Source organism: Kordiimonas lipolytica, assembly GCF_001550065.1.
On sequence record NZ_LRUB01000011.1, the window covers coordinates 148563 to 161796 of the forward strand.

A 13234-nucleotide genomic window follows, 5' to 3' on the forward strand; every position below is an offset into this window, starting at 1 on the left:
CTTCCCCTTGTGTGGATTGTTTAAACCTAGATGGGCTTCAGGTGAGACCGGAGCGCGCGCAGGTGGCTTTCGGATTCCAGAAGGATCAGCGTCAGCGCGCCCACAAGGTCATTGCCCTTGAGCTTCTGGCTGGTGGCGGTGACGCTGTGGTATGTCACATCGCCCTTTTTGCTGATGCTGTAGGCACCGTCGATGCCGCGGTTGGTGGAATAAACGCGTTCGATGGCCATGGTGCGTTCGGCGGCATTCTCAACAGTGAAATAGAGGCGGCCCAGCTTGGCATTCAGCTTGATCAGTCCGCCGCCGTTGGCGTCAGTATCTGCTGCAGCATGAAATTTTATGCCTTCCCAGTCGAACTCAAGCTGATCAAAGGCCGCTTCCTCCAGGCTTTCAAGATGCCCTTTGACCTTCTGCAGCGATTCGTGAAGTTTCATGGTGCCCCGTTTCCAATACGCCAGATTACTCGCCTGATATAAGCCTTGCTGCCCAAAAGGGCTTGGATGTTCAAAGCTGTGGCTACAGCATCGCTGCGCCGCCTTAAACAACCGTTAAAAGGCCTGATATTTCTTTTGCTGTATCCTCCCACCAGGGACAAGATTTTTTTTGCGATCGTGCCATATTGCGTCACACGCACCCCGTCAGACTTGACGGGAGGGCTTCAAATCGCCAGTGTGTGCGAAATTTACCTACAAAAGAAAAAGGTTGCCGCCGATGAAGGCTATGGATGTAGTGATGACGCCAATCCACAAGGAAGGGCATTTGTTTGTGGCGATTTTCTTTGCCGTCTCCGTGGGGTTGTTTTTCCTTTCGGAACCCCTTGGCTGGGCCGGTTTGGTGCTGACGGCATGGTGCCTTTATTTCTTCCGCGACCCTGACCGCGTGATCCCAGACGAAAAAGGCGTTCTGGTTAGCCCTGCAGACGGCACTGTGTGTCTGGTAATGGAAGCCACGCCGCCGGCTGAGCTTGGCATGGGCGATGAGCCGCGCACGCGCATCTCCATTTTCCTGTCAGTGTTTAACGTGCACGTGAACCGCACACCTGCGGCGGGTGAAGTAACCAGCGTTGCTTATGTGCCAGGCAAGTTCCTGAACGCTGCAGCCGAAGAGGCCAGCGAGGAAAACGAACGCCAGCTGATTCGTATGACCACAGAAGATGGACACGATATCGCTTATGCCCAGGTGGCGGGCCTTGTGGCACGGCGTATCCTGTGTGACCTTGAAGTAGGGCAAACGGTGGAGCGCGGTGAGCGTTTCGGCCTGATCCGCTTCGGCAGCCGCACGGATATCTATCTGGACAAGGGCCAGAAGCCGACCGTAGCCGTGGGCCAGACCATGATCGGTGGCGAAACCATCATCGCCCGCAAGGCAGCCGGTCGCCGCAAAGCTGCCAGCGCCAGCGAATAGACCGAAGGGCGGAGCAGGGACCATGGGCGACGAAAAACAGGCACTATTGTTCAAGAAGATTTCCATCCGGACGATTCTGCCGAATGTCGTGACGCTTATGGCCTTCATGTCGGGGCTGACGTCCATCAAGTTTGCGTTGGCAGGAAAGTGGGAACTGGCCGTATTTGCCATTCTGCTTGCGGGCATCTTCGACGGGCTTGACGGGACAGTAGCCAGGCTACTCAAAAGCACCAGCCGTTTTGGGGCAGAGCTGGATTCGCTTTCGGACGTAGTGTCCTTTGGCGTGGCCCCGGCTGTAATCCTGTATCTGTGGGTGCTGGAAGGCCTTGACCGCCTTGGATGGGCTGTCGCACTGATTTACGCCATCGCCATGGCGCTTCGTCTGGCGCGCTTCAATGCCAAGCTGGATGACGAAGATGAACCCCGCAAACGCCTTGGTTTCCTGACCGGTGTTCCGGCGCCTGCGGGCGCCACGCTCCTGCTGATGCCACTGATTGTCGATTTCGCCCTTGAAGCTGTTGTGGTCCACAACTATGGGCTTGTGGTGGCGGCCTATGCGGTTGTTGTCGCAGTATTGATGGTCTCTACCATCCCAACCATTTCGCTGAAGGCCTTCCGTGTGCCGAAGGCCTGGTTCGTTCCCGTGATGCTGATCATTGGCATTGTGATCGCGGGGCTGTTTGTTCGCACTTGGCTGGTGCTTATCGTGATCGCAGCTGCCTATCTGTCCAGCATGCCTTTTTCCTATCTGGCCTATGAGCGTCGCCGCAAACAGAAGCGCATCGGCTGACGCTGGTCCTGCATAGCCGCCTTATCTGTGGTATCATTGCCCCGATAGGCTTTATTGGCACTACCTTTGCATATTCGATAGCTGAGAAAGATTGCCACTTAAGGCATGGATGCAGCTTAACCTTTGAAAATAAAGGCGAAAAGCAATGTGTAGAAAGGCGTGATCATGACACAGGGACTTAGCGCACCCGTAGTATTTCCCAGAAAAGGGGCAATTGTTGCCTGCCTGGCGCTGTTTACCAGCGCGTGTGGCGGCTCCACTAACCTTTGGCAAGGCGAAGACGTTCTTGTTGAAGCGCGCCAGGTAACGCTGGAGCGCAGCGTAGAGGGCGTATCCGAGGACAACCGAGACCTCAAGGACCGCTTCAATGCCCTTGAGCGGCTGTATGTGGACCTTGTGAAGCATGTTCGCAATCAGGACCAGGCCCTTGCAAGTATGGAACAGAAGCTGGCTGCGTTCCAGAAAGACCCAGAGACAGAAGCAGCGCTTCGTCGCGTGCGGAATGACCTTTCCGGTGTACGCACCGAGATCAAGTCGCTTGAGAACCGCTTGTTCTCTGTTGAGATGATCGACCGCAATGCAGCCTATCAGACCAAGGCGCCTGCAAAACAGCAACAACAACAATCCTCGCAGCCGCAAGCCACGTCCCAGCCAGCTGTGGATAATACGCAGACCGCGCCAACGGGCACATCGCAGACCGGGGCTGATGTTCAAACAGGTGCGATCGACAGCGGCACACCCGCCACGAACGACGCGCAGGATGACAGCCGCACCTATTACGGCGCACATCTGGCGTCCTACCGGTCTAAAGACCAGGTGGATAGCGGCTGGTCAGCGCTCTACAGGGCGTTCTCTGGCCAGCTTGAAGGGCTGTCTCCACGCATTTATACCCAGAACCAGGAAGGCATTGGCACGTTCCTGCGCCTGATTGTAGGGCCGCTTGAGCGGGAAGAGGACGCAGAACTGCTGTGCGATAACATCCGGGCAGTAGGGGGCGAGCAATATTGCCGGGTATCCGAATATCAGGGTGAGCCGCTGAAATAGCGTCCTGAAAAATCAACCATCGTTGAAATTAGCCGCCGTTTTCACGCCAAACGGCGGCTTTTTTATGTCTTTGGTAGAAAAAAATTGCAATATTTGCATAAGCAACCTTGACAGCAACCGTCAAATCCTGTCGGATGCTGCTTCCTTCACCGATTTCAGATCGGGATTGATCCATCTGGGGAGGTACGATCAATCTTTTTGGCGCCCACGGATTAGGCAGCCACTGACGGAGAAGGCCCGGGCACACCTGGGGGTTCGCTCGGATTAGGCGCGGTGTTTCAGCCACATTGTGGTTTGTTCGCCGCGCCTCTTATTAAGTCACACTGAAAATCAATTTTCTGGGAAGCCGCCTCGTGGAATACGCAGGCGGTTTTTCTATGGCAGTCTGCCTCAGCGCTGGAAAAACAGCGGGTCAGGAATACGGGATTGCGGCTGTACGCGCGGGCGAGGGGCCTTTGGCAGTTTCTTGGAAAGAAAACGCCACATCACCGATGCACCGTCCTGCATCGCGGCCATGCCGAGCCCACCAATCAGAATAAACAGCAGAAGAATAATCAGATGTTCAAAACCAGGCATTGTGTCCTCCGTTCTTATTTTGTTCTTTTATGATGACGCGACGCGCACGTCAAGAACAAAAATAGAACAAAAATAAATTACAGGATTGGTTACATCTGAAATTTATTGCGCTGTCGCGCGGCCTGGTGCTAAACATAAGGCAAGTGAGCAGCACGACTGAAAGACCATAAAACGGTCGGCTGCGACAAAAAAGATAACAAGAGAAAAAGTATGTCGTTAGACCCACAGGCCCAAGGGGCCGGGGCAGGGCCAGGCACTCCAGATTCGGGAGGCCAGGCTGAGCACCAACAGAAGAATTCCGGCAGAAAACGCCGCCCCCGCCGCCGCAAGCGCTGTGCAAAAGGGCAAGACAAGGCGCAGGAGAGAACGCAGCGTTCCGCCGTGCAGCCGTCTGCTCCCGCAAAGCAGCATAACTCAACATCGGCTAAAAGGCCTGTCCGCCAGCAGTCTGACCGACCGTTGCGCGGTGTTTATAGTGCCATTGATCTTGGCACCAACAATTGTCGGCTGTTGATTGCGCGCCCAACGCGGGGCGGTTTCCGCGTGATAGACGCCTTTTCCCGTATCGTCCGGCTTGGCGAGGGGGTGTCCTCCAACAACAAACTTTCAGACGAAGCGATGGACCGCACGATTGAGGCCCTGAAGGTGTGCGCCGAAAAGATCGCGCGCCGGGGCGTCACCTGCATGCGGCATGTGGCAACGGAAGCCTGCCGCGTGGCTGAAAATTCCGATGAATTCATTGCCCGCGTCAAGCGCGAGACCGGCATCAACCTGGATGTAATCTCCGCGGGCGAAGAGGCGCGCCTTGCGGTTATGGGCTGTCAGTCGCTGATCGCGCCCGGCAATAGGAACGCCCTGGTGTTCGATATCGGCGGCGGATCGACCGAGCTTATCTGGGTGCGGGTGCACCCCGGCCAGCGCACCGAGATTTCCGGCTGGATGTCCATTCCCTGGGGGGTGGTGAACCTGTCGGAAAGCTTTGGCCGTCCAGGCGAAACCCTGCCGATCGAACATTACGACAAGATGGTTAAGCTGGTGGTGGATCACCTGCAGGCGTTTGAAGACGCGCATCAGGTCTCAAGCGTGGTCCGGAAACGCAAGACCCAGTTCCTGGGAACCTCAGGCACCGTAACGACGCTTGCCAGCCTGCACCTCAACCTGCCGCGCTATATCCGCGAAAAGGTGGACGGCGCCTGGATGAAATCGCAGGATATTCACGGGCTGTCGCGCCGTGTGGCGACCATGACGCACGATGAACGGGCGGCACAGGTGTGCATCGGCCCGGAAAGGGCTGACCTTGTTGTAGCGGGCTGTGCTATCCTTGAGGCCATCCTCGGGATGTGGAAAGTGCCAAGCCTGCGTGTTGCCGACCGCGGCATCCGTGAAGGCATTCTGCGCGGCCTGATGCAGATGGAGCAGCCGCCAAGGCGGGCACGCCCGCTTTATCATGGCGGCGACAGGACACAGAAGAAGGTAGAGAAGAATGGCTAGCGGCTGGAACAAGCAATCAAACACCCGGAGCCGGGCGCGCGGCGCCAAGGTACGCGTGAAAACAGCGCGTGGCCGCAAGAATTCCTCCACCCGGTGGCTGCAGCGGCAGCTGAATGACCCCTATGTGGCTGAAGCACAGCGTCTTGGCTATCGCTCCCGCGCGGCCTTCAAAATCAAGGAACTGGCGGAGCGCTATAATCTGTTCAAGGGTGTCAAGCGTGTGATCGACCTTGGCTGTGCGCCTGGCGGCTGGACACAAGTACTGACCGAAGAGCTGCCGGACGACGCGCAGATTATCGGCATCGACCTTCAGGAAGTGGAGCCCATCCAAGGTGCGGACATTTGGGTGATGGATTTCCTTGCCGAAGACGCAGAAAAGCGCCTGATGGATGCGCTTGAAGGTCCGGCTGATCTTGTGCTGTCGGACATGGCCAACTCGGCCACCGGGCACCGGCAGACGGATCAGATCCGCACCATGGCGCTTTGTGAAGCCGCGCTTGATTTTGCGGTCAAGGTCCTGGCGCCAGGCGGCACTTTTGTCGCCAAGGTGCTGCAGGGCGGGGCGGATAATGACCTGATGCAGGCCCTGAATAAGCATTTCACCAGCGTCAAGCACGCCAAGCCACCGTCAAGCCGTCAGGATTCCAAGGAATGGTTCGTGGTGGCGACGGGCTTCAAGGGCCGAAAAGAGGCGGAATCCGAATAGTTTCGGCTTAGTTTTACCTGCGACGAAGTTTAGCGTTGATTTTTGGGCGGCCTTCGGGGTATTGAACGGCGAATATCTTAATCCGCCGGGGCAGAAATCTGCCCCCAAAGCGCGCGAAAAGCGCCCACAGTGAAAGCAGGATCGCCCTAATGGATATTCGCCTCGGCCTTACTTTTGATGATGTTCTCCTTGTACCGGCAGCCAGTGATGTAATGCCAGCCCAGGTGGACGTTCGCACCAAGATCACCAAATCGATTGAACTCAACCTGCCGCTTCTGTCCGCGGCAATGGATACCGTAACCGAAGCCCCGATGGCGATTGCCATGGCGCAGGCGGGCGGTGTTGGTGTGCTGCACCGGAATATGACCGAGGAAGAGCAGGCCGAAATGGTCCGCCAGGTGAAGAAATTCGAGAGCGGCATGGTGGTGAACCCGGTGACAATGCACCCGGATGAGACCCTGGCCGCAGCCATGGGCCTGATGACCCAGCATAAAATCAGCGGCATTCCTGTGGTTGAGCGCAATGGCTCTGTTGGCCCGAAGAAGCTGGTTGGTATCCTGACAAACCGGGATGTGCGCTTTGCAACCAACATGGATCAGCCGGTCTCCGAGCTGATGACCCGCGACGTGGTGACGGTAAACGAAGGCGTATCCTTCGAGGAAGCCAAGCGCCTGTTCCACCAGCACCGCATTGAAAAACTGATCGTGGTTGATGATGCTTACCGCTGTGTCGGCCTTATTACTGTGAAAGACCTTGAAAAGGCGGTCGCCAATCCGAACGCCGCCAAGGACAGCAAGGGCCGCCTGCGCGTGGCTGCTGCGACCACAGTTGGCGACAAGGGCTTTGAGCGTGCCGGCATGCTGGCAGACGCGGAATGCGACCTGATCGTGCTTGATACGGCCCACGGCCACTCTATGCGCGTGATCGAGCAGGTTGCCAAGATCAAGAAAGCTTTCGGTAACGTGCAGCTTGTGGCCGGTAACGTGGCGACTGCTGAGGCGGCCAAAGCGCTGATCGATGCGGGCGCTGACTGTATCAAGGTTGGTATCGGCCCAGGCTCCATCTGTACCACGCGGATCGTGGCGGGTGTGGGTGTGCCTCAGCTGACAGCCGTATCCGATGTTGCCAAAGTGGCTTCCGCCCAAGGCATTCCGATTATCGCCGACGGCGGCCTGCGCACATCCGGCGACGTTGCCAAGGCGATCGCCGCTGGTGCGAACGCCTGTATGGTTGGCTCGTTGCTGGCTGGTACCGAAGAAGCGCCGGGCGAAGTGTTCCTTTACCAGGGCCGGTCCTACAAGGCTTACCGCGGTATGGGCAGCGTGGGCGCTATGGCGCGCGGTTCTGCCGACCGTTACTTCCAGGATGACGTGAAAGACACGCTGAAGCTTGTGCCGGAAGGCGTTGAAGGCCAGGTGCCTTATAAAGGCCCGTCCGCAGCCGTTCTGCACCAGCTGGTGGGTGGCCTTCGGGCTTCCATGGGCTATACCGGGTCGAAGACCATTCCGGAAATGCACGAAAAAGCGCAGTTCGTTCGCATCACCAACTCGGGGCTGAAGGAGAGCCACGTGCATGATGTGACGATCACGCGTGAATCCCCGAACTATCCAGCTAAATAAGCAGCATATCTGATGCAGCCCGCAGCGCGCCTTTCCGCCGCCATTGAGCTTCTCTCTGATATTGAGGAGAAAATGGCGTCAAAAGGCGCGCCGGCCGATGTGCTTGTCACGAAATTTTTCCGTGCCCGGCGTTATGCGGGCTCGAAGGACAAGCGCGCGATCTCTGACTATGTCTATGGCATCCTGCGGGCGAGGGGGCTTTACCTGTGGGCGCTCAAGCTATTGGGCGCTGCGCCGACAGCCCGCAACATGATGCTGGTGAATCTAGCGCGCCATGAGCCTGACAGCTTCCGCTATTTCGGGGAGGAGAATCCCTTCGCCCCCACACGGCTGCATGAAGAGGAAGAGGATTTCCTGCGCAAGCTGAAGCGACTGGATTGGCACGATGCGCCAGTTGAGGCCAGCTATAACCTGCCGGATTGGGCCTTGCCCGGGCTGGAGCGCAGGTTCGGCAAGCAGTTGGCTATCGCGGGCGCCAGCCTCAATGAAACCGCGCCGCTGGACATTCGCGTCAACAGCCTGAAAGCCAGCGGCAAGAGTTTTGATCAAATTCTTAAGAATGAATCAGAACTATTTGAAAAAAATAAACTTTCCTGTCTTGGTTATCGCGCAACTGGGCCGATTAATCTGGGCGCGCACAAAGCCTTTTCCGATGGCTTGATCGAGATACAGGACGAGGCGGCACAGATTGCTTCAAGCCTTGTGGCGGCGGCGCCTGGCATGCAGCTGACGGATCTGTGCGCGGGGGCTGGCGGTAAAACGCTCGCCATGGCAGCAGAGATGGAAAACCGCGGCCAGATCCACGCTTTTGATATTTCGCCCAAACGGCTCTCGAGCCTGAAGAAGCGTATGCAGCGCGCGGGCGCACGCAATATCCAGGTGCATCTGATTGCGGCTGAGGGCGCGGGGCGTGAAATTGCATTCGGGCCAATGGAAGGCAAAATGGACCGGGTGGTGGTCGACGCGCCGTGCACCGGCACCGGCACCTGGCGCCGCAGCCCGGACCAACGCTGGCGCTTTGACGCCGACAGCCTAAAGGCGCAGACGGCGCTGCAGGGCAAATTGCTGGCAGAAGGCGCCAAATTGGTGCGAGCAGGGGGCAGGCTTGTTTACATGACATGCTCTGTCCTGCCGGAAGAAAATGAGGATGTGGTGGCAGCTTTCCTTGACGGCCAGCCGAAGGGGGCGTGGAAAGTGGTTGATTACCACACCCAATGGGCTGAAAGCCTGCCAGGGGATGCGCCTGAAACATTGGCCCTGAACCCTGAATTCCTGCAGCTTGCGCCGCATGCGCACGACACAGACGGCTTCTTCCTGGCCATTCTTGAGCGGCAGGTTTAGGCCTTTACCAAATATTTGGGTTTGCGGGGGTAAACTGGCGTGGGCCTGCTCGCGACCTTTGCACGGTTTGGCGCGAGGCAAACACCGTTCATCTCTTGTTGCAAAAACTGCTTAAAAATGCGGTTATGGTGGCAAGAAGAACAAAAAGAGGCATGGTATGCGTAAATCCAATCTTCTCCTGGCAATAGGCCTCGGCGCCATGATGGCACTGCCGGCTGCAGCCCAGACAAGTGATAAACACCAATCCCTGTCGCGTGAACTTGTGGCCCAGGCCACTGTGGCACTGCGCGCGGATAAGGCAACTGATGCGCGACTGTTGTTCGAGCGCGCCCTGGTGGCAGACCCGGCCAATGTGGCTGCCCTTGTTGGCCTTGGCCAGGTGGCAGAGGCCCAGGGCCTGACGGGCCGGGGCCTGAAATACTATCGCCGGGCGCTTGAGGTTGAACCAAACCACAAGATGGCGCTTGAAGCCCAGGCCCTGGCGTTCCTGAAGCGCGATATGGCCGACCGGGCAGAAAACAACCGTGAAAAGCTTGCGCGGCTCTGCCTGAAGGGCTGTGACGCGCTTACAAGCGTGACCGCAGCCCTTGAGGACTATCACGCTAACCACGCAGATGCGTCTATGGCCCAAAAGGAGGGCTGAGCCGGAAGGTTAAGCCCGTTCCGGCGAATGAATGCGAAACGGGCGCCGTGCGGCGCCCTTTTTCGTGCTCAGCGGCTTCGCTTTTTAAGTGTGAAGGCAAAGTCCGGCACGCCTAACCCTATGTCAAGGTGCTGCGCGCCGCCGAACTGCTGGTAATCGAAGCTGACAGCCCTTTTGCTGGGGGCGAGGGCAAAGCCCTGGCGCCCGGCGTCACAAAGGGATGCACATTGGACAAGGTCTCCTGCCGCATTCCTGAGCGGTAGCGTGAGATATGTGGCGTCGATCCGGCCACCCCCTTCCACATGCATCTTGTCGCGCACATACCCGCCACAGGGGTGGCGTGTCAGGGATTCGTTGAAGCGTATCATGGGCTGGGCTGCTTTTTCGCCGACGATGTCAACGACCCTTTTGCCACTCAGGTTCCGGCCAAAATGTGCGTCCATCTCTGTGCCGCTCACTTTCACGCGCATGTCACCCGGTCCGGTAAATTCAAATATGGTCAGAGAGGAAGCCAGCCGCCCCAGCCTTGACATGCTGAGGTCGCGCCGGAGGGGGATGTCTGTGCCGCCTGTGCCGCGCAGGTCCTGCCAGACGCTATAGAAAGCCTGAAGCTTTTCGCTCAACTGTGGCCAGTCAGACGGTGGCGTGTGCATATATCTCCCCGTATCAAAGGTTGGATATAGGCACAGGCTAGCAAGAAATAGGAGGTGCGTATAGAAAAAGGAGCGACCGGTGGGCCGCTCCTTTGATACTGCAATGGTCGCTGCTTAGCGGAAGTCGCCAGGCCATTCTGCTGCGATATAGGCGAAGACCACCCACGCAGCCAGATTTTGCTTCAAGGCTGCCGGGTCAACCTTATCAAGCGTATCGTCCGCCGTGTGGTGCAGGTCAAAATAATCCGTGCCGTCCTGCATCAGGTCCATGCCCGGCATGCCCAGCTTCACCATCTGGCCCACGTCAGGCCCGCCACCGGCTTTGCGGCCGTGGCGCACAACCCCTAGCGGCTGCATCAGTTGCGCCATGGTGTCCACAACATGCAGGGAATCGGTGCTGACGTTGGACGCCAGCGCCCACACAGGGCCTGCGCCAAAGTCTGATTCTGCCCCAATCGCATGGTTTGCCACGTCATCCTTGTGGGCGTCGGCATATTGTTTGGCGCCGATGAGGCCGAGTTCTTCGGAAGCGAACAGCACAACACGCAGCGTGCGGCGCGGGCGCTCTTTCGTCAGGTTCTGGATCATATCAGCGGCAGCCACGGTGATGGCCACGCCGGCCCCGTCGTCAATCGCGCCGGTGCCAAGGTCCCAACTGTCCAGATGGCTGCCCATCAGGACAACCTCATCCGGTTTTTCCCGGCCTGTAATCTCGCCGATCACATTGTGCATGGTTACGTCGCCATGCTCTTTGGTTTGCACATCCAGGTGGATGCTGATGGGCTTGCCGCGCTCAAGCATACGCTCCAGCAGGTCTGCGTCCGGGTTCGACAGCGCCGCTGCTGCAATCCTTGGCGCGTCCGCGTCATAGTTCACGCCGCCGGTGTGCGGCAGACGGTGGCTGTCTGTGCCGATGGAGCGGATAATGATGGCCTTGGCGCCCTTGCGCGCTGCTTCAGAGGCGCCTTTGCCCCGCGCCTGCACAGCAGGGCCATAGCCCGCGCCGGTCTTGAAGCGTTCCATGCGGTTCGAGATAAAGACGATCTTGCCTTCGATGTCCGCTGCGTCAGCTTCCAGAAGGGCTTCATAGGTCGGGATATGGACGATTTCAGCCGTGACGCCGCCCTCTGGCGTTGCGGCGGATTTGCCAAGCGCCGTGATATGCAGCGGCTGGGTGTAGGGTGCCACGACAGAGGCGCTTTCAGACAGGCGCTCCCATTTGGCGACGGTTACCGGCTCCATATAGACCTTGTCGAACCCTAGCGCCTTCAGCTTGGCAACGGCCCAGCGTGCGGCCTCGGCCTCCTTTTCGCTGCCGCCCAGACGGGGGCCAACTTCGGTGGTCAGGCTTTCGAGGATGGTGTAGGCCGTCTCGCTCTCAAGTGCCTTGTCGCGCAGCATGGCTGCTGTCGCGCGCGTATCTTCCGACACCGGGATGGTTTCGGCCTTCAGCGCGGTTGATGCGGATAAAAGAAAGGCCACCCCTGTGGCGGCCTTCAGAAACATATGCTTGTTCATCGCTGCCCCTTAAAACTGGTTTTGTTGCGGGGCGCAGAGTGGGGCGAAAACGCCCCACGGTCAAGTTAGCTGAGTTCACTTATCCATGAGGTGAGCTCATCCAGTGCGCGGCGGCTCATGGCCGATTTGCGTTCTTTCCTGTGAACCCGTCCTTCAAGTGGCGGGAACAGGCCGAAGTTTACATTCATCGGCTGGAAGGTCTTGGCGTCCGCGCCGCCTGTGATGTGGCTGATCAACGCGCCGAAAGCTGTGGTGGCTGGTGGTGGCGTCGGCGTGCCGCCCTTGCGCTCTGTTGCGGCCATCCGGCCTGCCATCAGGCCCATCGCTGCTGATTCCACATAGCCTTCCACGCCGGTAATTTGCCCCGCGAATCTGAGGCGTGTATCCGCCTTCATGCGCATCAGGCCGTCCAGCACCTTGGGGCTGTTGAGGAACGTGTTCCGGTGCAGGCCGCCAAGGCGCGCGAACTGGGCGTTCTCAAGCCCCGGGATCTTCTTGAAGATGCGCGTTTGCTCGGCATATTTCAGCTTCGTCTGGAAGCCCACCATGTTGTAGAGGGTCCCCAGCTTGTTGTCCTGCCTGAGCTGCACAACAGCATAGGGCTTCTCGTCCCAGTGTGGGCAGGTCAGCCCCACAGGCTTCATCGGGCCGAAGCGCAATGTTTCCGGGCCGCGTTCGGCCATCACCTCAATCGGCATGCAGCCTTCAAAGTAGGGCGTGTCTTTCTCCCATTCCTTGAAATCGGTCTTTTCACCGGTATTCAGGTCATGGACGAACTCTTCATATTGGGCTTTGGTCATCGGCAGGTTGATATAGTCCGCGCCGTCGCCCTTGTCGTAGCGGCTTTGGAACCAGGCGGTGCCGAAATCAATGCTTTCCTTGTAGATGATCGGCGCGATGGCGTCGAAGAAGGCGAGGGCATCTTCACCGCACAGCTCAAGCACCGCCTTTGAAAGCGCTGGGCTTGTCAGCGGGCCGGTGGCCACGATCACATTGTCCCACTCCTGGGGCGGCAGTCCTTCGATCTCACCGCGTTCGATGGTGATCAGCGGGTGCGCCTCAAGCGTTTTGGTGACTTCCTCGGAAAAGCCGTCGCGGTCAACCGCAAGGGCGGAACCCGCCGGTACCTTGTGTTTCGCCGCGGCCTGCATGATCAGGCTGTCCATGCGCCGCATTTCCTCATGCAGCAGCCCAACGGCGTTATTTTCATAGTCGTCAGACCGGAAGCTGTTTGAGCATACAAGTTCCGCAAGATGATCGGTGTGGTGGGCGTCTGTTTTTCGGACCGGGCGCATTTCATGCAGCACCACCGGCACGCCTTGCTGGGCTGCCTGCCATGCGGCTTCAGAGCCCGCAAGCCCGCCGCCTACAATGTGGATTTCCTTAAACTCGTTTGCCATCACACCATACCTTTTCATGGGCGGCCCTATTTTGCTGCCGCGCCTGTGT

Annotated in this window: 14 protein-coding genes; 8 read left to right on the forward strand and 6 right to left on the reverse strand. The window is 58.2% G+C overall.

Annotated features, from left to right (window positions below; all coding sequences use genetic code 11):
- Window positions 1-26: 26 nt before the first annotated feature.
- Window positions 27-434: a hypothetical protein gene (locus KORM41_RS05250; RefSeq protein ID WP_068145611.1), complete on the reverse strand. Its 408-nt coding sequence runs from the start codon at window positions 432-434 to the stop codon at window positions 27-29.
- 277 nt (window positions 435-711) lie between these two features.
- On the opposite strand from KORM41_RS05250, the gene KORM41_RS05255 reads away from it, so the two are divergent.
- The 3 genes from KORM41_RS05255 (at window position 712) to KORM41_RS05265 (ending at window position 3238) form a co-directional block, all read left to right on the forward strand.
- Complete coding sequence (locus tag KORM41_RS05255; RefSeq protein ID WP_068145613.1) at window positions 712-1404, forward strand: phosphatidylserine decarboxylase; 693 nt, start codon at window positions 712-714, stop codon at window positions 1402-1404.
- A gap of 22 nt (window positions 1405-1426) precedes the next feature.
- Window positions 1427-2194: a CDP-diacylglycerol--serine O-phosphatidyltransferase gene (gene pssA / locus KORM41_RS05260; protein ID WP_068145615.1), complete on the forward strand. Its 768-nt coding sequence runs from the start codon at window positions 1427-1429 to the stop codon at window positions 2192-2194.
- 165 nt (window positions 2195-2359) lie between these two features.
- On the forward strand, window positions 2360-3238 hold the full coding sequence (locus KORM41_RS05265; protein ID WP_068145618.1) for an SPOR domain-containing protein: 879 nt from the start codon (window positions 2360-2362) through the stop codon (window positions 3236-3238).
- 28 nt (window positions 3239-3266) lie between these two features.
- Here KORM41_RS05265 and KORM41_RS22160 read toward each other — a convergent pair whose 3' ends face one another.
- Entirely contained in the window at window positions 3267-3413 is a 147-nt protein-coding gene (locus KORM41_RS22160; protein WP_231727157.1) for a hypothetical protein, read from the reverse strand.
- Window positions 3414-3628: 215 nt separating this feature from the next.
- Entirely contained in the window at window positions 3629-3814 is a 186-nt protein-coding gene (locus KORM41_RS05270) for a hypothetical protein (protein WP_068145619.1), read from the reverse strand.
- A 459-nt stretch (window positions 3815-4273) separates the two neighbouring features.
- On the opposite strand from KORM41_RS05270, the gene KORM41_RS05275 reads away from it, so the two are divergent.
- From KORM41_RS05275 to KORM41_RS05295, 5 genes are all read left to right on the forward strand, one after another.
- The gene (locus KORM41_RS05275) at window positions 4274-5305 is read left to right on the forward strand and encodes a Ppx/GppA phosphatase family protein (RefSeq protein ID WP_231727158.1); all 1032 of its coding nucleotides are present in this window, start codon (window positions 4274-4276) and stop codon (window positions 5303-5305) included.
- Window positions 5298-6011: an RlmE family RNA methyltransferase gene (locus tag KORM41_RS05280; protein WP_068145621.1), complete on the forward strand. Its 714-nt coding sequence runs from the start codon at window positions 5298-5300 to the stop codon at window positions 6009-6011. The genes KORM41_RS05275 and KORM41_RS05280 overlap by 8 nt, the downstream gene beginning before the upstream one ends.
- Before the next feature lie 149 nt (window positions 6012-6160).
- Complete coding sequence (gene guaB / locus KORM41_RS05285) at window positions 6161-7630, forward strand: IMP dehydrogenase (RefSeq protein ID WP_068145623.1); 1470 nt, start codon at window positions 6161-6163, stop codon at window positions 7628-7630.
- Window positions 7631-7642: 12 nt separating this feature from the next.
- Window positions 7643-8971: an RsmB/NOP family class I SAM-dependent RNA methyltransferase gene (locus KORM41_RS05290; RefSeq protein ID WP_068145626.1), complete on the forward strand. Its 1329-nt coding sequence runs from the start codon at window positions 7643-7645 to the stop codon at window positions 8969-8971.
- 157 nt (window positions 8972-9128) lie between these two features.
- Window positions 9129-9614: a tetratricopeptide repeat protein gene (locus tag KORM41_RS05295; protein WP_068145629.1), complete on the forward strand. Its 486-nt coding sequence runs from the start codon at window positions 9129-9131 to the stop codon at window positions 9612-9614.
- 68 nt (window positions 9615-9682) lie between these two features.
- Here KORM41_RS05295 and KORM41_RS05300 read toward each other — a convergent pair whose 3' ends face one another.
- The 3 genes from KORM41_RS05300 to trmFO form a co-directional block, all read right to left on the reverse strand.
- The gene (locus KORM41_RS05300) at window positions 9683-10267 is read right to left on the reverse strand and encodes a PAS domain-containing protein (protein ID WP_068145634.1); all 585 of its coding nucleotides are present in this window, start codon (window positions 10265-10267) and stop codon (window positions 9683-9685) included.
- 114 nt (window positions 10268-10381) lie between these two features.
- Window positions 10382-11785 carry a M28 family peptidase gene (locus KORM41_RS05305; RefSeq protein WP_082719768.1) on the reverse strand — a complete coding sequence of 468 codons (1404 nt, stop codon included), beginning with the start codon at window positions 11783-11785 and terminating at the stop codon, window positions 10382-10384.
- A 65-nt stretch (window positions 11786-11850) separates the two neighbouring features.
- The gene (gene trmFO, locus KORM41_RS05310) at window positions 11851-13185 is read right to left on the reverse strand and encodes a methylenetetrahydrofolate--tRNA-(uracil(54)-C(5))-methyltransferase (FADH(2)-oxidizing) TrmFO (protein ID WP_068146123.1); all 1335 of its coding nucleotides are present in this window, start codon (window positions 13183-13185) and stop codon (window positions 11851-11853) included.
- Window positions 13186-13234: the final 49 nt, after the last annotated feature.